Origin of the sequence: Pyruvatibacter sp., from assembly GCF_040219635.1 — a bacterium.
GTDB lineage: Bacteria > Pseudomonadota > Alphaproteobacteria > CGMCC-115125 > CGMCC-115125 > Pyruvatibacter.
In genome coordinates this window covers 221729-243851 of sequence record NZ_JAVJSC010000003.1, presented here as the reverse complement: position 1 = coordinate 243851, position 22123 = coordinate 221729, and the positions used below count along the sequence as shown (strand labels likewise).

The window sequence follows — 22123 nt, the reverse complement described above, 5'->3', positions numbered from 1 at the left end:
GGAACATTGCTGCCGAACTTCCTGATTATCGGTGCGGCACGTACGGGGACCACGAGTCTCTATCAAAATCTTCAGAGTCACCCGGATGTGTATTTGCCAAAATCAAAGCGCCCGGAGCCCCACTTTTTTCTTCGTGCAGAAGCATATGCCAGGGGTCTGAGCTGGTACGAACAGCAATACTTTTCCCAGTGGTCTGGTCAAAAAGCTGTGGGCGAGGCCTCGACATCCTATTTTTTTGGCAACCAGGTGCCCGGGCGCATAGCTGCATCGTTGCCGGAATGTCGTTTTGTCTTAATGCTCAGGGACCCCGTAGACCGCGCCTATTCCAACTATTGGCACTCTGTAAATTCGGGTCTCGAGACGCTTCGGTTTGATGAAGCCGTGGCTCGGGAGAATGAGAGAACCGCAGCTTTGGCGGGTACAGATATGGCAGAAACGAAGCCTTATTCCTATCTGGCCCGAAGCCTCTACGCGGAACAGTTCGAGCGTTGGCTCAGCCACTTCGGTATTGATAGGTTCTGCGTCCTTTTTTTCGAAGACTATGTTCGCAGCATAGAGGCATGTCTGTTGGAGCTCAGTGGATTTTTGGGTATTGATGCTCAGGGGTTCAGCGCAGCTATGGCATTTTCAGCAAATAAATCAACGCCGGAAGGCTTTGCCATGGATGCGGGACTGGAGAAAGATCTGCGCTCATATTTTCGCCAGGATATTTTGGCGTTGCAGAAACTTGTTGGACGTGATTTGTCTGATTGGCTCTAGTCCACGTCGCACTGAGGCACTCATCCCTATGACCGACTACCCTATTACACGCCCTTCTTTTAGCGAAGAGGAAGTGGCTGAAGTGCGCGCATGTCTGGACTCCGGATGGGTGACGCAAGGGCCAAGAACCTTGGAGTTCGAAACGGCGGTCGCCAGGCGGCATGACGTTGCTCATGCGCTTGCAACAACGTCCTGCACAGCCGGGTTGCATCTTGCAACGCTGGCACTCGGCCTTGGTTCGGGCGATGAAGTCATTGTTCCGGCATTCACTTGGATTACATCTGCAAACGCCGCTGAGTATGTGGGTGCGCGTGCGGTTTTCGTCGATATTGATCTGGAAACGTTCAATCTCGATCCCGAAGCTGTACGGGCTGCAATTACGCCTCGAACCAAAGCCATAATTGCAGTGCATCTGTTTGGGTTGGCGGCCCCCATGTCTGAATTGCAGGACATCGCCAAACAGCACAATCTCGCGATTATTGAAGACGCCGCATGCGCGATTGGTACTACCTACAACGGGCGTCCTGTTGGTGGTATTGGTGATCTGGGTTGTTTTTCTTTCCATCCAAGGAAAGTTATCACCACCGGCGAAGGTGGCATGGTGACAACGAACTCCGAATTGCTTGCGGGCCGGGTTGGCAGTTTCCGCAATCACGGAACGACGGCAGGGCCAAGTGAGGCTGAGCCATGGGGAATGAATGAGTTTGGCGAACTGGGTTTCAACCTGCGTTTGAGCGATATACAGGCTGCCGTCGGCGTTGTGCAAATGAAGAAGCTCGATGCGCTTCTTACCGAAAGACGAAAGTGCGCGGAGCAATACAACCAGTTGCTTGCGGGCACTTCGGGCCTGTGTCTTCCCCTTGGCGGGGATGTGAGCGGGCACAGCTACCAGTCTTACGTTGTGCGCATTGATGAAGGCGGACGTAATCGGCGCAATGCGATTATGAGTTTTCTGAAAGCCGCAGATATTCAAACACGACCCGGCACGCATGCGGTCCATATGCTTGAGTACTACAGCGGGAAGTACAATTTGCAACCGGGTGATTTTCCTCGTGCAGCTGAAGCACAGGACACGACAATCACTCTACCAATATTTCCAGGCATGACAGAGAGTGATCAGCGTTATATCGCCGAGAAACTCCAAACGGCTATGGAAGTGTCGTAAGTCTCCTGCGGTGTATGGATAATGCACCAAAAACAAAAAACCGGGGTGAGGCATTGTCTGTCGCAGCATTTGTTACAGGGGGTAGTGGTTTGCTGGGCGAGGCTGTTGCCCGGCGGCTAAGTGCCACAAATCGGGTGGTGGCGTCCTATCGCCACGTGCCTGCTAATGTGGAGGTCTTTGATGATTGCTTTGGCGTGACGGATACTCAGTCACTTTTGCGCGGTGTGCCGCTTGACCTTGTAGGTGAAGAGGTTCACGACTTGCTTCCTGAGTGTGATACGGTCATCCATCTGGCTCAATCTCATCAGTACAAAGACTTTCCCGCCGGAGCTTCGGATGTTTTCGGCGTCAATACACACGCCACGCACAAGCTCCTGGATGCGGCAATGAAGAAGGGGGCCAAGCGCTTCATATTTGCTTCTTCGGGTAGCGTGTACCACCCAAGCGACCATCTTCTGACAGAAAAGTCGCCGCTGGCTGATCCATGGCAGCAAGGCCATTATGCCGCTACAAAACGTGCTTCTGAACTGTTGTGTTCTGCCTACGCGTCAAAGATGACAATAATCATCCTGCGTTTCTTTTTCATTTATGGTCCACGTCAGAACGCATCCATGCTGGTTCCGCGCCTGATTGACAGTGTTAGAAAAGAGCGTGCACTAAAACTTCAGGGCCAAGATGGTTTCCGCCTTAATCCAATATTTGTAGAAGACGCTGCTGAGGCGGTTATTGCGGCATCCCGACTGGAAGCAAGTACGATTGTGAATGTCGCCGGGCCTGAAGTGGTTACTTTCAGGCAACTGGGCGAGGCAATCGGTTCTGCGGTTGGCCGAAAAGTTCAATTCGATGCAGTTCAGGCTATCCCGCAGCATTGCGCTGCTGATGTCTCCCATATGTGCCGCCTGCTGACACCGCCCGCAACAGGTATTTTGGCTGGTATAAAACGTATGGTGGATTTCACTGTGGCGGGCTGAAAGAGGTGTTTATCTTTTGAACCCGGCTTGGCGTGAAGAGTAATTACCCGAGTGTGCACGGCTTTTCGTGGCGTCTTCTGATAAATGAACTGAAGAATATTTACTTGGTTGTCGCGGGCGATTATCTGCGATAGTGACTTTGCCAACATCGTGGACATGAACCGATGATAGGTTTTAATTGGGGGTAGGAATGCCGGGTCTGAAGAATTTGGCGCGAAGGGCTCTAAGGAGACTGGTTGTTCCGGTGGTAACTGAGGAACGTGCCAAGACGCTTGCGGAATTGAGTGAGCATGATTCAGCCATTCAATTCCTGCTCGATGAAGTTAGCGACTTGCGCAGAGACTCCCGAGAGCTGTTGGGGCATGCCGGGTTGAACCGCAATGAAATGCGCCAAACCCGCGAGAGTTTTGCATATCAGTGGGCAGAGATTACCGAAGGAAAACACTTGCTCGGGGACGCCGAGTTCGAACAACAGATGGTTGGCCTGCTCGAGACGTATTCAGGCTACAGCGCCGATTGGTTCAAGGGGAAAAAGGTTCTTGATGCCGGGTGCGGTAATGGGCGCTGGAGTTACGTTATGGCCAAGCTTGGTGCCAAGGTGACGGCTATTGACCAGAGTGCAAGCGGCGTTGCTGCTGTATCCCGCCATTTTGAGAATTTCCCGGACGTCGCAGTCCAACAGGCAGATATCCTAGAGCCTATTCCATTTAAACCTGAGTTCGATCTCGTCTGGTCCTATGGTGTCACGCATCACACGGGGTTTACACGGCTTGCGGTCCGGCATGTGGCAGAAATGGTCAAGCCCGGCGGACGGTTGTTCTTGATGATATATGGTGAACCCGTAAACAAAGCAGAGTTTGACGAAATCAATAATTACGTGGACCTCCGACGTAAAACCCAGTTCATGTCGTTTGATGAAAAAGAAAAATTTCTTGGCAGTATTTATCCGCCCGAGTTCGTTCATGGATATTTCGATGCTGTCAGCCCAATTGTGAATGATCTGCATCGGTTTGAAGAAATCGAGAATTGGCTTCGGCAGTTGAACTTTGTTGATGTGCGCTCAACCTTTGCGTCGCGCAACCACCACTTGGTAGCAGACCGCCCAGTTTAGTAATTACAGAAAGTCTGTTTTGCGTCCGGCACAACAAGAAAATAGTCATGGATAAAGACGGTTCTACATGGCTCAGGGAATTTGAAGATACGCACAACCGCCCTCTTCGTGTTCTGCACTATGGCAATATTGCGAATAATGGATATCTGAACGCCAAAGCACTTCGGAAAATCGGTATTCATGCCGATGTGCTATCCCATGACTATTATCACATCATGGGATGCCCAGAATGGGAAGATGCCGAGATCGTTGCTCCGTGGGGAGATGATTTTGCGCCCGATTGGAGTGCGAGTACTTCTGATTTCGAGTTGCCGGAGTGGTTCTTTCGCGGAACACTTGACGCATGTCTCGACGCCGCGTTTTCGCTAAACTCTGAAAGCCCGGCAGACCAACGGCCCGTCAGTCGAAAGAAGAAGGCGAATATCGCGGCGTTCCTCAGAACGCCCAAAGCATCTGCATACTTTGTCCGAAATCGTGGCGTTCTGGAATTGCTTCAGCGCTTAAAGCGTCTTGTTTCTCACGTTCTCAACAAGCTTCGGTTTTCTCGTCTGGGGGGCTATTTAGGGGATGCAAGCAACAATAACGCAATAACCTCCACAAGAGTGGCGCAAGTACTAGACGCCATGTTTCCAACGCGCAAAGGGCAGGCTAAGGCTGGCGAGATAATCAGGTTTCTGGTTCAGGCCGAGAAACTCAGGCCGCTATTCGATCAATACGATATTGTGCAGGCCTATGCGACAACGCCAATATTGGCATGGTTGTCTGGAGTGCGCCCTTTTGTTGCTTATGAGCACGGCACCATCCGCCAGTTACCGTTCGAAGAAACCTCAGACGGTGTTTGTCTCGCGGGCGCATACAAACAAGCAGACACGACGATTATCACTAATTCCGACAACAAAAAGGCCGCGCAGGAGCTTGGGTTGTCGTCCTATATGTTTGTGCCGCATCCGGTGAATGAGGAGTTTCTTGAGTCAGGCGAGGCATCCTCAGATTTACGTCGAAGGCTACAGCGTGATCACGATGCTTCATTTGTTCTTTTTCACCCCGCCCGACAACACTGGTCTGCCCAACGTGACCCGAGCATGGAGAAGGGCAACGACATTCTGATCCGGGGGTTTGCTCGGATGGTGAAGGAAGTTGATCCACGTATGCTGCTAGTGATGGTGGATTGGGGGCAGATGGTGGATGAATCAAAAGCTCTTCTGAAGGCACTTGATTGCAGCCACAGGACCATTTGGATCAAACCCCAGGCGCACCGAAGTTTTGCCCATTGGATTAACGCGTCTGATGCGATTGCCGACCAGTTCTATCTGGGAGCTTTTGGCAGTTTGACCCCAAAGGCGATGGCGTGCGGAAAACCCGTCTTGCTGAATCTGAACGTCGAAATGCATAAGTGGTGTTTCGAAGAAATGCCGCCGGTTCTGAATACCAAAACGCCAAATGAAGTCTTTGAAGCCCTGAAGCGTATTGTGATGAACCCGGAAGAGTTGCGTAAGATTGGTGCTGAAAGCAGAGCCTGGTATCAACGCGAACATTCAATGCATTTGGTGGCACAAAGATTGGTCACGGCCTACGAAAAAGCCATGAAATCCGGCTCAGACGTTTGAGGGCGTGAGCCCTATCCGCCTGTTGATCGAGTCAAATTGAGCGCCGATCGCTTTGAGTGAATGATGCTTTTCAACAAATGTCCTTGACCTGCGGCCGATGTCTGCGAGTTCCTGACGATTTTCCTCGATGTGCCTCAGTACGTCCTTGATTGTGAAGATGTCTGCGCGGACGAGCGGTATTTCCTCTTCTGTCACAAGACCTGCGCCTATGAAGAGTTCCTCAAGATCCCTGCGCATGTGGCACACCGTAGGCTTGCCTGTTGACATGGCTTCCAGTGCAAACATGGCATATGCGCCGATGATGAGTTGGTCCACAATAACATCCGCACTGGAAATTGTTGCTCGTACCCGGTCGTTGGGCACGCCTTCGAGAATTTGCAGTTCAATGCTAACCCCTTCGGCGCGAAGCTCACCCACAGCCTGTACCAGCGCATCAGTTCCTTTCAGGGCCCGATGATTTGGCGCGTGCAGCAGTAAGAGGGGCGTGTTGCGGTCGGTTATATCGTCCCTGACACCCGTGTATGGCCATTTCTGCGTATCAATGGAGAAGTGAGCCAGCATCAGGTGATCCCAGTGGTAAAGATAATCCACCCAGTCGCAGCCACCAATGATGCAATCGGCTCCGGCCGTCCATGTATCGACGAGCAGCGCTGTCCGGCGGCGTTCCAGCCTGAGGCCAGGATAGTTTTGTCCAATGCCGTGTTTGAACAATAAGTTGGGTGTTCTGGTTAGAACGTTTACGTCTGACCCGAATGGCATGGCAACGGTCTTGATGCCGGCCAGCCAAAACAGGAGCGGTTCCATGTAACAAAGGAATGTGGTCAGGCGTAGTGGGCCACCTGTGAAATAGACATACACACATTTGTACGAGATCAGGCTGCGTGCCATGAGGTAGTACGGAGTGAAGGCGCGTACTAACAGCGGCAGTTCAACAAAGCGCTTGTAGTCAAATTCGTTTGTCGTGCTCCAGAGGCTGTCAACGAATGTTTCAGCGCTATACCCGTACAATTCCAAAGCACGTTTATGATATACGTTGTTTATTAAAGGCACAGGGCCAAGCCCAACGTCTATTGAGCGGTTAAACACGCGGCTTACCGCTGCAAGGCAAACGAGCGGCACCAGAAACAAGCAATCTGCTGCAAAAAAGGCTGATCTGAGGAAGAGATAGGCGGGCAGGGACAACCGATTTCTTCGTCCGAAGATGCCGGCGCTGGATGTTTTATTCTTTTTGGCCATTTAATGGGCGCTGCTCTTTAAGTGTGAGGCGGTTGTGTGCCGGCATCTAGTGTTTGAAGTAGGACAAATACCAACTCACAAACTTACGGATGCCTTCCTGAATGCCCGTTTGTGGTTTGAAACCCATGTCTTTGGAGACCGGATCAATATCTGCATAGGTTTCGGCAACGTCACCGGGTTGCATTGGCAGAAAGTTTTTAGTTGCTTTCCTGCCCACAGCATCTTCAATGCAACTTACGAAATCCATGAGTGCTACTGGCGTGTTGTTGCCAATATTATAGATACGCCAAGGTGCCGCACTGCTGGCCGGGTCAGGCATATCACCTGACCAGTCGGGGTTCACGCTGGCAGGCCTATCAGTAACACGAACAATGCCATCAACAATGTCATCAACATATGTGAAATCACGTTTGTGCTTTCCTTCGTTGAATATGTCGATGGGCTTGTCAGCCAGTATGTCGCGAACAAAACTGAACAACGCCATATCGGGACGCCCCCAAGGGCCATACACGGTGAAGAACCTAAGGCCGGTACAGGGTAATCCAAAGAGGTGCGCGTAAGTGTGCGCAATGAGTTCGTTGGACCGTTTGGTTGCAGCGTACAGGCTAACAGGGTGGTCGGCGCTTCTTGAGGCCGAAAAAGGCATGTTCGTATTTGCGCCATATACGGAGCTTGTGGATGCATATACGAAATGGCCAACTCCAACATCTTTGGCACAGTCGATGACGTTCTGAAATCCAAGGATGTTCGACGTAATGTAGGCGTCTGGATTCTCGAAGGCGTAACGCACGCCTGCCTGTGCGGCCAGGTGGATTACGCGATCAATGGGCGAAGCTTCATAGACTGTGTGTATCTCTGCTTTGTCAGAGATATCTGCTTTGAAGAAGGTGAAGTTCGGATTTTGGCGCAGTATATCCAAGCGTGCATTTTTTAGACTGACGTCATAATAGTGGTTGAGATTATCCACACCAACGACTTGGTCGCCGCGCGCAAGCAATGCCTGGGCTGTGTGGAAGCCGATAAAACCGGCCGCACCGGTTATGAGAATGCGCATTGGTGGTGTCCCAGACCGGCAGCCCTAAAGACGAACATCGGCTTCGTCAGACCTGAATACCCATTTCAGGTCAGCAAGAACACCGTCAGGTTTCAAATACTCTCTAATCTGGAGCGCACCCATCTCCTGGAACTGTTTGTGAGCAACGGCAACGATGACGGCATCGTATGTATGATTTTCAGGCGCACTGGTTAGGGCAAGTCCATATTCTGCACGTGCCTCTTCAGATGATACCCACGGGTCATGAACGTCAATATTCACGTTACGATCATGTAGATGAGCGATGATGTCGATCACGCGGGTATTGCGAAGATCAGGGCAATTTTCTTTGAAAGCGAGACCAAGTATGAGCACTCGCGCGCCTTTTATTGGCATGCCTTTAACCATCATGGCGTCCAGCACTTTAGCAGCAGCATATGTGCTCATCGAATCGTTGATGCGGCGCCCGGCGAGAATCATCTCGGGGTGATGATTCATCTCCTGTGCTTTGTGGGTCAGATAGTAGGGGTCCACGCCGATGCAGTGCCCGCCGACAAGGCCTGGGCGAAAGGGCAGGAAGTTCCATTTGGTGCCAGCGGCGGCCAACACTTCTTCAGTATCAATACTCATTTTGGAAAACAGAATGGCTAGCTCGTTGACGAGAGCAATATTTACATCCCGCTGAGTATTCTCGATCACTTTTGCAGCCTCGGCCACACGAATTGAGCTCGCTTTGAAAGTACCCGCACGGATAATGGACTTGTAAAGTGCATCAACGGTGTCCGCAGTCTCCGGAGTTGAGCCGGATGTCACTTTCTTTATATCAGGTAGGCGGTGTGTCTTGTCGCCGGGATTGATACGCTCTGGACTGTAGCCAATAAAAAAGTCCCTGTTGAATATTAGTCCTGAAATACGCTCCAGGACAGGAACGCAGTGTTCTTCGGTGGCACCTGGGAAAACAGTGGATTCATATACTACGATATTCCCTTGTCGCAGGGCTCGGCCCACGGTCTCGCTGGCACGCTCCAGATAGCTCAAGTCCGGACGCTTGAAAGCATCAATGGGCGTTGGGACTGTGATTATGTAGACATCCGCATCTTCGAGGCTTTCAGGGTTGCAACTGAAGGTGAGGTGAGGCGCGCCGGCCAGCTCTTCCGCAGAGACTTCCAGCGTTTCGTCATGTCCCTTTGAAAGGTCGTCAACACGCGTCGCATTAGTATCGAAGCCGATGGTCGGCTGCTTTTTGCCAAATTCTACAGCGACAGGAAGACCCACATAGCCGATGCCGATGACAGCAATTTTGAGAGCCCCTGTTTCCGGTGCTTTTTGTGCCTCTGCCACGTTAGTGTGCTCCCAAGCGAACCAGCTCCAGATGAGCCTCTTGATTTAAGTTGTGTAGGTTCTAGGGGCGCTTGCAGAAATTGCAAGTGTTGTGAGAATGGCTGCCTGTCCGGCTCGCATTGCCGCCGGGCTGCTTAGAAGTGATTGAAGTTCGAGGGCATTGCAATTAGTACAGGGCATTGAATCCGGGGTTTTGCGCTTAATTTCGGCGTTGGCCTGACTAATCTTCATCCCTGCAAACTCGTGGCGGCTTAGTTAAAATGCAGAAGTCTTTTGCCCTCATCGGTGCTGCTGGCTACATCGCGCCGCGCCACATGATTGCCATTCGTGAAACGGGCCACAATTTGGTAGCAGCGCTTGATCCCAACGACAGTGTCGGGGTTATTGACAGCCATTTTCCGCAGGCCGACTTTTTCACCGAGTTTGAGCGGTTTGACCGTCATGTGGATAAGCTGCGCCGGCGCGGCGCGCCGGTTGACTATGTGAGCATTTGCTCGCCCAACTATCTGCATGATGCGCATTGCCGGTTTGGCTTGCGGGCAGGTGCTGACGTGATCTGCGAAAAGCCGCTGGTGCTCAACCCATGGAACATTGATGCGCTTCAGGAAATTGAGGCTGAAACCGGAAACCGGATTTTCAACATTCTTCAACTCCGGCTGCATCCCAGTGTGCGTGCGCTGCGCGAGAAAGTTAACAGTGCGCCTGTGGACAAGGTATTTGACGTAGACCTGACCTACCTGACTTCACGGGGTAACTGGTATGGCGTGAGCTGGAAGGGTGATGTCCACAAGTCGGGCGGTATCGCTACGAATATCGGCGTCCACTTCTATGACATGCTGTGCTGGGTTTTTGGCGAGTTGAAATCATCGTCCGTGCACATTCACCGGGATGATGTCGCGGCGGGGTATCTGGAGTTTGAACGCGGCCGCGTACGCTGGTTCCTGTCGATCAATGATTCCTATCTGCCTGAACATGCGGTCGCCGCAGGCAAGCGAACATACCGCTCCATCATGATCGGGGACGAAGAGCTTGAGTTCTCTGATGGCTTCACCGATCTGCATACGGCCAGCTATGAGGCCATTCTGGCGGGAAATGGCTTTGGGCTTGATGAAGCGCGTGACTGCATCGATACGGTTTATCGTATTCGCCAGGAAACGCCGGTTGGCCTTAAAGGCGAGTATCATCCTTTTTGTGACCGTGTTGAGGAGGATTGAGCGAAATGGCTGCTGACAAAAAGCCGCCGTTCTTTCACGAATCTGCTTATGTGGACGAAGGGGCGCAGGTGGGTGACGGCACCCGCATTTGGCATTTCGTCCATGTTTCAGGCGGTGCGCGCATCGGTTCAGACTGCTCGATCGGCCAGAATGTTTTCGTCGGCAATCAGGTTGTGATCGGCGACAAGGTCAAAATCCAGAACAACGTATCGGTTTTTGATGGCGTCACGCTTGAAGATGGAGTGTTCTGCGGACCCAGCATGGTGTTTACCAACGTTTACAATCCGCGCGCCGAGGTTGAGCGCAAGGATGAGTTCCGTGCAACGTTAGTCAAGCGCGGAGCGACTCTGGGAGCGAACTGTACAATCGTGTGTGGTGCGACCATTGGCGAATATGCGTTTGTGGGTGCTGCAACGCTCATAAACCGCGATGTGCCTCCGTTTGCGCTAATGGTAGGTGTGCCCGCCCGTCGCATAGGCTGGATGAGCCATGCGGGTGAGAAACTCGGGGTGGATCTTGTGTGCCCGCGTGAAGGCCGACGCTACCGTGAAACCGGAGCTGACCAGCTTGAGGAAATCACTGAATGAGTGGCGAGATTGCGTTTATTGATCTTAAGGCGCAGCAGGACCGTATCCGCGACAGAATAGATGCAGCCATCGCGCGCGTACTGGACCATGGTCAATACATTAACGGGCCTGAAGTGGCTGAGTGTGAGGCCGCCCTGGCTGATTTTTGTGGGGCCAGCAACGTGATCGGTTGTGCGAACGGGACGGATGCTCTTGGCCTCGTCCTGATGGCGCGCAGGTTGCGGCCTGGTGATGCTGTGTTCGTGCCTGCCTTTACCTTCATTGCAACAGGAGAGGTTGTGGCATGGCTGGGGGCGACGCCGGTCTTTGTCGATGTTGACCCGTGCACATTTAATATGGACCCGCAGCATCTTGAAGCTTCGATTGCAGATGCGCGCAGAAAAGGCCTCAAACCAGCCTGTGTGATAGCGGTTGATCTGTTTGGCCAGCCAGCGGACTATCCCGCCTTGCGTAGTATCTGCGAGGCGGAGGGGCTGTTTTTGATGGCTGATGCCGCGCAAGGATTTGGAGGCAGTCTTCACGGGGTGCGCGCTGGCAAGCTGGGGGACGCATCAACGACCAGCTTTTTCCCTGCCAAACCACTTGGTTGCTACGGGGACGGCGGTGCCATTTTTACCGAAGACGAAAACCTTGCCCATGAACTGCGCTCGTTGCGAAACCACGGAGCGGGCAAGGACCGGTATGACAATGTGCGTATCGGGATGAATGGCAGGCTTGATACGCTTCAGGCGGCAATCCTGATTGAGAAACTGGCAATTTTTGAGGATGAGCTTCTGGCGCGGCAGCGTGTGGCGGACAGGTATAATCAGGCGCTGTCAGATATTGCTGAGGTGCCGTTTGTGGGGAATGCCGCTCGGTCAGCCTGGGCGCAGTATACGCTGAAAGTTCAAAACCGGGAGGCCGTGCGCGATGCATGTGCCCGTGACGGCGTGCCGACGCAGGTTTATTATCCGGTGCCGCTTAACGCGCAGACAGCCTACAAGCATTATCCCACCGGTCCTGGCGGTGTGCCTGTGTCTGACCGATTGGCCGAGGAAGTACTGAGCTTGCCGATGCACCCATATCTGGACGAGGAAACCCAGGACCGTGTCATCGCTTCAGTTCGCCGGGCGCTTGGCGCGTAGTGATAATTATGCGCGTGGTGCCCGCAATCGCTCATATGTCTCGAGTGTTTGTTGGGTAATTGTCTCGACAGAAAATCCGTTGGCAACAAACGCACGTCCGGCCTTTCCATAGCGTGCACGCAGGTCAGGATCTTCGATAAGGGTTCGCAAAGCGGTCGCCAGCGCTTGGGCATCACGCGCGGGCACCATGGTTCCGGTTTGCCCGTCAATAATGGCGTCGCGGCAGCCTGGCACATCGGTTGTGACAATCGGCAATCCACAGGCAGCAGCTTCAAGAAGCGCCTTTGGCAGCCCCTCCCGATAAGAGGGCAGACATGCGATGTGGGCACCTCGGTATAGCACTGCCATATCATCCACATGCCCTGGCCAGCGAACGCTGCACCTGTTGACCCAATCAATGATTGTTTGTTGCGGGATGGATGATCTGTTCTCAGGATCAGGGGTGCCTGCCAGAATAAAGTCGGCGTCTACACCCTGCGCCTTCAACATGCGGGCCGCTGCGGCAAACTCATTTACGCCCTTGTCGGCAAGCAGGCGGGCCGCCAGTACCACGCGGACCGGGGGAGGTGGCGTACTTTCGGCGGGAGAAAAGACAGTAAGGTCCACGCCCGACCCCTTGATGCGAACCGCATTTGCCTCACCCACACCAAGCTGTCGAGTAACAAGGGTCTCGTCGTCCGGGTTTTGTACAATTGCAATACATGGCCGGCGCCCCGCAAGAGCCAAACGCAGCGCTGGCATCAATACTTTTTGGATCAGCTTGTCGCGTGGCGATGTGCCCAGAAAGAACGACCCCACGCCAGTGACGGAGGCCGCCAGCGGAATGTTCTGCCACCGCGAAACGAGACCGGCATAAAGCACAGGCTTCAAAGTGTAGGCATGAATAATCTGTGGACTGAGTGTTTTTACCAGCGTGTTCAGCCTCAGCAGTGCCCGCATTTCATGTGCCGGATTGGCGAAACCGCGTGCGAGGGGCAGAGAATGAAATGTCAGGGCGTCGGTGTCGCGGGCGCGGGCATCCACGGCATCTTGCATGGCAACATGAACATCATAACCCGCAGCCTTGGCGGCGCGTGCCTGTGGCAAGCGATGGTTGAAGAACGACTGAAGCTCGTTGGCAACCATCAATAGGCGCGGACGTCCATCCTTGGGTGTTGTAGCGATGTGTGTCATAGCCATTTTTGCCGCCACGCTTGGAACATCAAAACGGTCCACAGTCTGGCGCTAAGGTTCTCACGTCCCGAAAGGTGTTTCTCCCATGCAGATCGCACCGGGTCAGGGTTGAGGATGCCCGCTTCACCCAATCGGTCTGCCGTCAGCAGGTTTTCGGCCCAGCCACGCAAGGGGCCACGTAACCAATCGCCCATTGGCACGCCAAATCCCTGCTTGGGACGTTGCATCATGGAAGCAGGCAATCGCCGCGCGATAATCTGGCGCAGCGGCCATTTTCCTTGACCATGATGTATTTTCTGGTGCTCGGGCAACGCCCATGCAGCTTCCACCACCCGCATGTCCAGCAGCGGCGAACGTACTTCGAGACTGACAGCCATAGACGCGCGGTCCACCTTGTGGAGCGGGTCTGTCGGCAGGTAATGCTCAAAATCCTGCAGCATCATGTCTGAGGCCAGCGAGCCGAGTGATCGACCATTGGTATGGACGGCTGTGTGCTTTGCGCCTGGCACAAGGACGTGCGGATCAGGCCATATGGATTGCAGGTGCTGATACAGCTCGTCTGCGTCGTGCGTTGCCAGGGCGCCAGCAAGTTTATGGACTCTGTCCCCCGCCTGGGGCTGGCCAAGCGGGCGCAGCAGCGTATCCCATGTATCAGGCGGCAGGCGCATTGCCAGTCGTGCCAGCGTTGAGCGCAGGGGCTGGGGCAGGCGTGCCAGCGCGCCGGACAGGCGTTGTGCATAGATATGCCGGTTGTAGCCGCCAAAAACCTCGTCACCGCCATCGCCTGACAGAGCGACTGTTACATGCTGGCGTGCAAAGCGGCTGATGAGAAAGGTGGGTATTTGCGATGAATCGGCAAACGGTTCTGAATAGATGTCGGGCAAAGCGGGAATGACATCGCGCGCCTCGGCACCTGTCAGGTAGTGCTCATGATGATCAGTCCCAAGCGCTTTTGCGACCGCACGTGCATGACCGGCCTCATCGTAGCCGTCTTCATGAAAGCCGATGGTGAATGTGTCCACTTTTCGCGCTGCATGATCGCCCATGAGAGCCACTACGCAGGTAGAATCAATTCCCCCTGACAAGAAGGCACCCAGCGGAACATCCGAGACCAGCCGTTCAGCCACAGCGGCACTCAAAGCTTTTTCCACATTGGCAACGGTCTGTGGTTCAGCGTTTGACTGGCCGGACCGGGCGACATCTTCGGCAGACCAGTAGCGCGAAGCCTGTGCTATCTCCTGACCAATGTCGTCGGGGGGGGACGCGGGCGAAAAGCTCCAGAGGCTGGCGGGCGGCAGCTTCCAGGCATTGGCGAAAATCGTGTGTGGGGCGGGCACGGCATAGTACCGCATGTACATTGCCACTGCGTCGTGGTTCAGCGTCTTGTCGAGTCCAGAATGCTGAATAAGCGGTCCAAGCTCTGACGCAAAGACCAGACCTGTTGGCACGCGGGCTATGTAGAGTGGCTTTTTTCCGGCGCGGTCGCGGGCAAACGAGAGCGTGGCTGTGTGCCTGTCCCACAAGGCAAACGCAAACATGCCGTTGATGCGCGTAAGTGCGTCCTTGAGGCCCCAGACTTCAATCGCTGCGAGCAGAACCTCGGTGTCCGATGTGCCGACAAAACGCGCGCCTTCCCGCTCTAACGTGCGGGCAAGGTTCGCAAAGCCATATATCTCGCCGTTGTACGCAATGGTGTAGCGTCTGCTGGCGGAATGCATGGGTTGCGCGCCGGTGGGCGATAAATCAATGATCGACAGGCGTTGGTGACCCAGATGGATACCTGCCGCACTGTCAGCCCATTGCCCGTGACCATCAGGGCCGCGATGGGCAAGCATCGAGCACATGCGCTGCGTCATCGCAGCAGCGGCCTCCGGATCAAGCTTCGGTGGACCTGCGCCCAGGTGAATATGCCCGGCTAGGCCGCACATTGGTTTGCTCCGGCTGGCGCACCCTGAATACGGGCGGACGGGGAAAGTGAGCAAGACATAGCCCAGCTTGGCTGTGCAAGGGGTAAACTAGACTGCGGGCATGGACCTGTCATTTGCCCTTTGCGCTCACCAGCGTCTTCATGTATATCCTCGCGACTTGCATGTGGCCCGACGCTGTTTCAGTGGATCGGGCCGCGACGTTTTTGATCTTTGGCGCGTGGTCATGACCCGGTTTTTCCCGGGGTCAGGCGGGCGCGACACATCCAAGAGGGAAGTACCCATGGCGGTCCCCAAAAGTAAAGTCACCAAAGCCCGGCGCGGCTGGCGTCGGAGCCATCATGCTCTTGAGCAGCCTGCATACGTCGAAAACCCTGATTCCGGCGAACTTCACCGCCCGCACCACATCGACCTGAAAAGCGGCATGTATCGCGGTCGTCAGGTGCTTGAGCCAAAAGACGACGCCTAGTCAGTGTTTTTGGCAGATTTCTGCCAGCTTGGTGCCTGCAACGCTATCAAAGGGGTCTTTCGGGGCCCCTTTTTCTTGTTTTGTTCCTTGTTTCATGGGTGATGCTGCCGCGTCACGGCTGTGCCTCATTTTAACTCTAGATACTGCAATTACGCGAGGGAGTTGCGGTTCATGTGGTAGGTATCGCTGCAGGGGCCTTTTAACAGTGTGCCGGTGGTGTCGTGCGGGTGTGAGTTGCCCGGCGCCTGCCGCCTAACGGATCCGGGGGACGACCCAGATGTTTTCAATTATTCCACTGCTTCTGCTTCTACTCATTGGCTACAATATTGTTGTGTTCATCACCGGGCCGGACCTGGCGACACAGCTTTTCTCGCTCGACATGGTGTCAGGCGCCGTATGGACCTTCACGGTCTCTGACCTGTTCCTGGTCGTTGGCCTTGTGTTGCTGTTCATCGAGATTGTGCGGGCTACAGGCACGTCTCAGACCTCGATCATCAATCACGGCCTGTCGATGCTGGTATTTGTGCTGTGTATCATTCAGTTCATCATCGTGCCCGAAGCGGCAACGTCCACATTCTTCTTCATCACAATGCTGGCGTTGGTTGATGTGGTGGCCGGATTCTCGGTTACCATCACAACCGCGCGTCGTGACTTTGCGGTCGGCGAATAACCACGGCGCTATTACCGCGTTTACACCAAGTCGCTCGCCCAGGCTGCATCCAGCGCCTGGGCGAGTTTTTTTGTGACAGGGCCTGAGACTTTTGTTGCGCCGTCAAGACCCGTCACCGGGCAGATGCCCCACAGGCTGTTGGTCAAAAAAATCTCGTTGGCTGCCTGGAGCATGTGCGATGTGACTTCGGTTTCGGCGACGCTCATGTGATGTTGTCGCGCAGCGTCGAGCACATCAGCGCGGGTGATGCCGGCGCGGATCGCCCCGTCGGCGGCGGGTGTCACAAGGCCCTCACGCGTTACCGCAAACACATTGCCGATCGTGCTACATGCAATGCCGCCAGATGTCGTCAGCATCAGTGCATCATCCATACCCGCTGCATCGGCTTCGAGACGTGCCATCACATGGTCAGTATAGTTGAGGGTCTTAAGGGAGCTTGCCGGGCTCGCGGCAGGTTTTTTGACGGTGCTTGTAATGAGCGTCAGCCCTTTCGGCGGGGGCGCCGCCTTTGCGGCGGTAATCATCAGGCTGGGTCTGGGTGTTGCGGGAAGGGCAAGGCCGCGTTCTGAGGGGCCGCGGGTAAGTGTTATGCGCAGGCTTGCGCGTGGTACGTCGATCAGGCCGTTTGCCTCGAGGGTTTCGCGGGCCGCCGTGCGCAGGGTCCGCGTTTCATAGGGCAATGGGATTTTCATTACGGCAGCACCTTCCGCCAGCCGCGCGATGTGGCGGTCAAGGCGGATGATCCGTCCGTTCAGTGCCAGCAGTGTTTCAAACAGTCCATCGCCCAGCAGCAGCCCGCGATCATTCGGCGTGATACAGGTTTCGCTTGCCGGAGCCAGCTTGCCGTTGAACCAGATGCGCTGTGCTGTCATGACCCGCCGCGTGCCTCATCATTTTTCTTGCCGTTGGTTTTTGCGATCGTCAAAAAATTGCGCAGCAGGTCGTGGCCATGAACGGTCAGAATGCTTTCGGGGTGAAACTGAACACCAAACGCGGGAGCTGTTTTGTGGGCTACTGCCATCACCGTGGTGCCGTTCTGCGACAACGTTGCTGTCACCTCAAGCTCCAAAGGCATATCGCCGCCAGCGACAAGCGAATGATATCGCCCGACGGTCAGGGGCGCTGGAAGGCCGTTAAAAAGCCCTGTGCGATTATGGGTTACATCAAAGGCGCGGCCATGGGCAGGGGCATCCGCGCGTTCTATGGTTCCACCACATGCGGTGACCAGGCATTGGTGGCCAAGGCAAACGCCCAGAAACGGAATGCGCTGTGCGACAGCGCTTTTTGCCAGCGCTGTTGATATTCCTGCCGTCGCCGGTCCACACGGGCCAGGAGAAATGACTATGGCCTCTGGCTTACGTGCGAGTGCCTCAGCAACGGTCAATTTGTCATTGCGGACTATGTCAACAGCAGCACCCAATTCTCGCAGATAGCGAGCCAGGTTAAAAACGAAGCTGTCGTAGTTATCGATTATCAAAATCATTGTGTCGGGTCGCTGAGCGTAAGTGCCTTGCGGATGGCGCTGGCCTTGGTAATCGTCTCGTCATACTCCTCCGCCGGATTGCTGTCCGCAACGATTCCACCCCCAACACTATATGTTATCAGGTTATTGGAAAACGTCAGCGTACGGATAGAAATGGATGTATCCATTGCGCCGTCAAGGCCGACAAACCCGATGGCGCCGCAATACGCGCCGCGCGGGTGTGGTTCTTCATCATGGATTATCTCCATCGCCCGCACTTTAGGAGCGCCCGTGATTGAGCCGCCGGGAAAGCACGCTGCCAGACAGTCCAAAGATGTGGCGTCAGGCAGAAGACTGCCCGTTACGACCGAAACAAGGTGATGCACGTTGTTGAAAGACTGCAGTTCACATAGCGCTTCAACTTTTACCGAGTGATCCGCGCAGGTGCGCGACAAATCATTGCGCAGCAGATCAACGATCATCACGTTTTCAGAGCGGTCTTTGTCGCTGGCTTCAAGGTCGCGTGCCAGCCTTTCGTCTTCGGCGGGTGTGCGACCGCGTGGGCGTGTTCCCTTGATGGGTTCGGTGCGAACCGCGCCTTCAGGCGTGATGCTCACGAAACGCTCCGGCGATGATGATACGAGTGTGCTGTCGTCGAGCGTCAGATATGACGCAAACGGAGCTGTACCGTCGCTGCAAAGACGCTGATATATATCGAACGGTGTCAGGCCATCGGGCAGAGATGTCTCAAAGCGCTGTGACAGGTTCGCCTGAAAAATGTCGCCTGCGTGTATCATCTCACGAACCCGCCCGACAGCGGCGCGATACGCGTCGGGCGTAACGGTTGCTTTGGGTGGCGCACATGCGATCTGACTTGGTGTGGGTGCGGCTTTGGTGGTCTCAATCAGGTGCCTGAGCTGCGCGCGTTTCGCGCGGGTTGCGGCTGTGTCCCACGGCGAGAGCAGCAGAGCGTATGGCGCTTCTCCTCCAGTGGTCGCAGGGAATGCTGCAACGGCATCGTACAACCCAACGGTCATGAGCGGTGTTTCTGGAGCCATTTCGGGATACCGAGGCAGTTTTTCCAGGTCATGCGCCAATTCGTAGGCAAACATGCCCACAGCGCCCCCTGAGAACGGTACCGGCGTGCCGCCCGGCACAAATCCATTTGATGCACCCCACCGCGCCAGGGTGCGGTCAAGTCGCCTGAATGCGCCGCCGGGGTCATCCGGGTTGGCCTCGTCCAACGTGACGGTAATGATTTCCGCAGGGTCGGCAAGCACATAGGCGACGCCACCACTTTGCTGCCAGTCCAGCAGTTGTGCATAGGGCTGCGCTGAAAGTCCGGCGAAGATATCGGCCGGTGTCAGTCCTGCCGCCGCCCGCACGTGCTCGCACACGGTTGTAGGCGTGTGTGGGGCCGACGAGACAGTGCCTTGGGGAGGGGCTGCGGACAGGTGTTTCATCCTTCGATCAGCTTGCTTTACGTGGGCGCAGTTGCTTTGGTGCAAAGCGAACACTATCGCATTTGGGCGCGCGAGGCGGGCCTATCTGGCACATGGCAGCGACGCGCGAAACAATCGGGAGACGAGACATATGAGCGACGTATTCAAGGACAATCTGCTGAAAGACAAAGTTGCGTTTTTTGCCGGGGCGTCCTCTGGCATCAATTTAGGCGTTGCGCAGCGGTTTGCCAGAGAAGGCGCCAAGGTTGTGTTGATTTCGCGCAGCCACGAGAAGATTCAGGATGCGGTCAAATCCATCACGGATGAAGGCGGCACAGCCTTCGGCATGGCGTGTGATGTGCGCGACTTTGAAAGCGTGGACAAGGCGCTGCGCAAGACCCGCGACGAATATGGCGAGATTGACTTTGTGCTGTCAGGGGCTGCCGGCAACTTTGTGGCGCCGGCGCTTGGCATGTCGTCCAACGGCTTCAAGGTGGTGGTGGATATCGATCTCATCGGCACATTCCATGTGTTGCGTGCCTGCTTCCCCTACCTCAAGCGCTCTGGCGCATCGCTGGTGGCGATTACCGCCCCGCAGGCTGTGAACCCGGCCATGTTTCAGGCGCATGTGTGTGCGGCGAAGGCAGGCATCAATATGCTGGTTAAGTGCCTGGCGCTTGAATGGGGCCCCGGCGGTGTGCGGGTGAACGCTGTGTCGCCAGGCCCGATTGCTGATACCGAAGGAATGCGCCGTCTGGCTCCGACACCGGAGGCGGAAAAGGCTGTGACCGAAGGCGTTGCGTTGCGCGGCTATGGCACAAAAACAGATATCGCCGAGACCTGTATGTGGTTGTCGAGTGATGCTGCGCGCTACGTGACCGGCGCCATTGTTGACTGTGATGGCGGCACCGCTCTTGGGTCTGCTCGTGGTGATGCCATCGGCGAACTGGGCGATCAGATTCCTGATTTTACGCGTTGACGCAAGCTCTGCAGGAAAACCGTCATGCCCGGCAGTATCGATTCCTTTGAAACGGTTCAGTACACGGTCGCCAGCCATGTGGCGACCGTGATGCTGAACCGTCCGCAGCGGCGTAATGCCCTCAATCGCACAGCTTACGATGAGCTGGAAGCAGCGTTCAGGGTGGCACAGGCAGACCCGGATGTGCGCTGCGTCATCATCACCGGGGCAGACCCAGCCTTTTGCGCGGGCGAAGATGTGAAAGAGATGATGACCGGCGATCAGAAGGACGCCAGCATTGCCCGCCTTACGTCCGTCCGGCCAGCGCCAACACCTGCCGCCATGGCTGTACTTGAATGTGACCGCCCGGTAATTGCTGCCGTCAATGGGCCGGCTGTTGGCTGGGGTATGGAACTGGCTTTGTTTGCGGATATTCGCATCGGATCTGATCGGGCGCAGATGGGTGAGATATTTATAAAACGAGGCCTCATTTCAGACATTGGGGGGCTTTGCCGGTTGCCGGCACTTGTCGGTCCGTCGAAGGCTGCAGAACTCTTGTTCACCGGCGATGTCGTCGATGCAACGGAAGCAGAACGCATCGGCCTTCTCAGTCGGGTCGTTCCGCACGACACCCTTATGGATGAAGCCAACGCTTTGGCCGCTCGCATTGCCGAGAATGCACCATTGGCCTTGCGCTTCATGAAAGAAGGTTTGCGACGGTCCGCAGCACAGGATTATCAGGCGCTGGGCGGCTGGGTGTCAGGTACGCTGGGAAGGCTGTTTCAGACTGAAGACCACGCGGAAGGCGTCGCGAGTTTTCTGGAGAAGCGACCGGCCGTTTTTAAAGGACGATAGGTACTCAGCTCGGAATATGGCGCTCTTTTTCGATCAGCAATGGTTTTCCGGGAGACTAGCGGAGTTGGGCCGCACGCCGAATGAGTTGGCGGAAGCAATGGGTCTGCCGCTGGTGGACCTGGCCGCTATATGGAAAGACCAGCGCGAGCTGTCGCCGGACGAGGTGCGTTCCATGGCAGTTTTCCTTGAAACGCCTGTGGAAGATGTGGCGACTCATGCGGGCGTCTCGACCCCGATACCGCCGGATACGCACTCAATTCCGGATTTGGGCGATGCAACTGCTGTGCTTGCGCGCCTCGACGACATAGCGCACCGTCTTGAAAAGTTGGAGCGGGCGGTGGCAGACGTAAAGTCATTGGTACTGGAGACGCGCTTCGCACAATCAATGCCGGACACAGATAAAGGACATGCAGATGGGTAATATGGTCCCCGCCGTTTTCGCCGGGCTTTTTCTGGGGGCAGGCATTTACGCTGTCATGCAGATCCGTATGTCGTCCGTGGCCGGACAGATTTTCTGGCTTGTTGGGCTGTTGAGTTTTGCAGCGGCTGGTTTGTTCGCGTGTCTGCGTCTTTTCTTGCCGGTGGTAGAGCCAGTCTATGTGACGGTGATGCTGTTTTGTATTTCTGTAGGGATGGGAACGATCCTGATTGGTGCTGTGTCGCATCTTGTGAGGCCGGTGCCGGAGCGCTGGGCGACTGTCGGGCTGGCTATACCGGTTGTTGTTTACATCGTTGCCGTGCTGACAGATCAGATACATTTCGCAGCGCTTGTACAGATTGTCGTCCTGATCGGGATGACCGGCCTTGCAGCCTGGAAGTTTGAGGATTTTCCGCGCGCCTCAATTTGGCTTATTGCAGCAGCGCTGTCGTTCGCGTTGTTGCCTGCGCTGTTGATGCGCATTGCGCCGGGGCTTGGTCTTTCCCGCACCGATGTAGGCCATCTGGCGCTTGCGATCGGTCTGCTGTCGCTTGTGCAGGTCATCAATGCGCGGGGCGCTGCCAGTAGCAAGGGGAGCTAGAG

Annotated in this window: 22 protein-coding genes; 14 read left to right on the top strand and 8 right to left on the bottom strand. The window is 55.2% G+C overall.

Translation table 11 applies throughout. From position 1 onward, the window contains the following. Positions 1-6: 6 nt before the first annotated feature. From RIB87_RS04585 to RIB87_RS04565, 5 genes are all read left to right on the top strand, one after another. Positions 7-759, top strand: a complete 753-nt coding sequence (locus tag RIB87_RS04585) for a sulfotransferase family protein (RefSeq protein ID WP_350143978.1) — start codon at positions 7-9, stop codon at positions 757-759. Between the two features lie 28 nt (positions 760-787). Next, entirely contained in the window at positions 788-1924 is a 1137-nt protein-coding gene (locus tag RIB87_RS04580) for a DegT/DnrJ/EryC1/StrS family aminotransferase (RefSeq protein WP_350143976.1), read from the top strand. 14 nt (positions 1925-1938) lie between these two features. Next, entirely contained in the window at positions 1939-2895 is a 957-nt protein-coding gene (locus tag RIB87_RS04575; protein WP_350143974.1) for an NAD-dependent epimerase/dehydratase family protein, read from the top strand. Positions 2896-3139: 244 nt separating this feature from the next. Next, entirely contained in the window at positions 3140-4006 is an 867-nt protein-coding gene (locus RIB87_RS04570) for a methyltransferase domain-containing protein (RefSeq protein ID WP_350143972.1), read from the top strand. 47 nt (positions 4007-4053) lie between these two features. Next, the gene (locus RIB87_RS04565; RefSeq protein WP_350143970.1) at positions 4054-5613 is read left to right on the top strand and encodes a glycosyltransferase; all 1560 of its coding nucleotides are present in this window, start codon (positions 4054-4056) and stop codon (positions 5611-5613) included. Here the strand turns inward: RIB87_RS04565 and RIB87_RS04560 are convergent. From RIB87_RS04560 to tviB, 3 genes are read right to left on the bottom strand one after another with little or no spacing between them, the layout of a single operon-like run. Continuing rightward, positions 5602-6849 carry a glycosyltransferase family protein gene (locus tag RIB87_RS04560; RefSeq protein WP_350143968.1) on the bottom strand — a complete coding sequence of 416 codons (1248 nt, stop codon included), beginning with the start codon at positions 6847-6849 and terminating at the stop codon, positions 5602-5604. The genes RIB87_RS04565 and RIB87_RS04560 overlap by 12 nt on opposite strands. Before the next feature lie 46 nt (positions 6850-6895). Beyond that, positions 6896-7903: an NAD-dependent epimerase gene (locus tag RIB87_RS04555; RefSeq protein WP_350143966.1), complete on the bottom strand. Its 1008-nt coding sequence runs from the start codon at positions 7901-7903 to the stop codon at positions 6896-6898. Between the two features lie 24 nt (positions 7904-7927). Continuing rightward, positions 7928-9223 (bottom strand): Vi polysaccharide biosynthesis UDP-N-acetylglucosamine C-6 dehydrogenase TviB, encoded by a 1296-nt coding sequence (gene tviB, locus RIB87_RS04550; RefSeq protein ID WP_350143964.1) that lies wholly within the window; start codon positions 9221-9223, stop codon positions 7928-7930. A gap of 260 nt (positions 9224-9483) precedes the next feature. Here tviB and RIB87_RS04545 point away from each other — a divergent pair, with 260 nt between their 5' ends. From RIB87_RS04545 to RIB87_RS04535, 3 genes are read left to right on the top strand one after another with little or no spacing between them, the layout of a single operon-like run. Continuing rightward, positions 9484-10437: a Gfo/Idh/MocA family protein gene (locus RIB87_RS04545; protein WP_350143962.1), complete on the top strand. Its 954-nt coding sequence runs from the start codon at positions 9484-9486 to the stop codon at positions 10435-10437. A 5-nt stretch (positions 10438-10442) separates the two neighbouring features. Beyond that, positions 10443-11024, top strand: a complete 582-nt coding sequence (locus RIB87_RS04540; RefSeq protein ID WP_350143960.1) for an acyltransferase — start codon at positions 10443-10445, stop codon at positions 11022-11024. Beyond that, on the top strand, positions 11021-12148 hold the full coding sequence (locus RIB87_RS04535) for a DegT/DnrJ/EryC1/StrS family aminotransferase (protein WP_350143957.1): 1128 nt from the start codon (positions 11021-11023) through the stop codon (positions 12146-12148). Before RIB87_RS04540 ends, RIB87_RS04535 begins: the two co-directional genes overlap by 4 nt. A gap of 6 nt (positions 12149-12154) precedes the next feature. Here RIB87_RS04535 and RIB87_RS04530 read toward each other — a convergent pair whose 3' ends face one another. After that, positions 12155-13327 (bottom strand): glycosyltransferase family 4 protein, encoded by a 1173-nt coding sequence (locus RIB87_RS04530; protein WP_350143955.1) that lies wholly within the window; start codon positions 13325-13327, stop codon positions 12155-12157. Then, positions 13318-15249, bottom strand: coding sequence for an asparagine synthase (glutamine-hydrolyzing) (asnB, locus tag RIB87_RS04525; RefSeq protein ID WP_350143953.1), 1932 nt, complete (start codon positions 15247-15249; stop codon positions 13318-13320). The genes RIB87_RS04530 and asnB overlap by 10 nt, the downstream gene beginning before the upstream one ends. Before the next feature lie 280 nt (positions 15250-15529). Between asnB and rpmF the strand changes: the two genes are divergently transcribed. Continuing rightward, positions 15530-15715 carry a 50S ribosomal protein L32 gene (rpmF, locus tag RIB87_RS04520; protein WP_350145565.1) on the top strand — a complete coding sequence of 62 codons (186 nt, stop codon included), beginning with the start codon at positions 15530-15532 and terminating at the stop codon, positions 15713-15715. Positions 15716-15992: 277 nt separating this feature from the next. After that, positions 15993-16385 (top strand): hypothetical protein, encoded by a 393-nt coding sequence (locus tag RIB87_RS04515; RefSeq protein ID WP_350143951.1) that lies wholly within the window; start codon positions 15993-15995, stop codon positions 16383-16385. A 20-nt stretch (positions 16386-16405) separates the two neighbouring features. On the opposite strand, the gene RIB87_RS04510 is transcribed toward RIB87_RS04515, so the two are convergent. The 3 genes from RIB87_RS04510 to pabB are packed head-to-tail and all read right to left on the bottom strand — an operon-like array spanning position 16406 to position 19310. Continuing rightward, complete coding sequence (locus RIB87_RS04510; protein WP_350143949.1) at positions 16406-17257, bottom strand: aminotransferase class IV; 852 nt, start codon at positions 17255-17257, stop codon at positions 16406-16408. Continuing rightward, entirely contained in the window at positions 17254-17868 is a 615-nt protein-coding gene (locus tag RIB87_RS04505) for an anthranilate synthase component II (protein WP_350143947.1), read from the bottom strand. The genes RIB87_RS04510 and RIB87_RS04505 overlap by 4 nt, the downstream gene beginning before the upstream one ends. Further along, positions 17865-19310 carry an aminodeoxychorismate synthase component I gene (gene pabB, locus RIB87_RS04500; protein ID WP_350143945.1) on the bottom strand — a complete coding sequence of 482 codons (1446 nt, stop codon included), beginning with the start codon at positions 19308-19310 and terminating at the stop codon, positions 17865-17867. The genes RIB87_RS04505 and pabB overlap by 4 nt, the downstream gene beginning before the upstream one ends. 130 nt (positions 19311-19440) lie before the next feature. Here pabB and RIB87_RS04495 point away from each other — a divergent pair, with 130 nt between their 5' ends. From RIB87_RS04495 to RIB87_RS04480, 4 genes are all read left to right on the top strand, one after another. After that, entirely contained in the window at positions 19441-20268 is an 828-nt protein-coding gene (locus tag RIB87_RS04495; protein ID WP_350143943.1) for an SDR family oxidoreductase, read from the top strand. Between the two features lie 24 nt (positions 20269-20292). Then, positions 20293-21102: an enoyl-CoA hydratase/isomerase family protein gene (locus RIB87_RS04490; RefSeq protein WP_350143941.1), complete on the top strand. Its 810-nt coding sequence runs from the start codon at positions 20293-20295 to the stop codon at positions 21100-21102. A 64-nt stretch (positions 21103-21166) separates the two neighbouring features. Continuing rightward, positions 21167-21523 carry a hypothetical protein gene (locus RIB87_RS04485; RefSeq protein WP_350143939.1) on the top strand — a complete coding sequence of 119 codons (357 nt, stop codon included), beginning with the start codon at positions 21167-21169 and terminating at the stop codon, positions 21521-21523. Then, positions 21516-22121 (top strand): hypothetical protein, encoded by a 606-nt coding sequence (locus RIB87_RS04480; RefSeq protein ID WP_350143937.1) that lies wholly within the window; start codon positions 21516-21518, stop codon positions 22119-22121. The genes RIB87_RS04485 and RIB87_RS04480 overlap by 8 nt, the downstream gene beginning before the upstream one ends. The last annotated feature ends 2 nt before the right edge of the window (positions 22122-22123 follow it).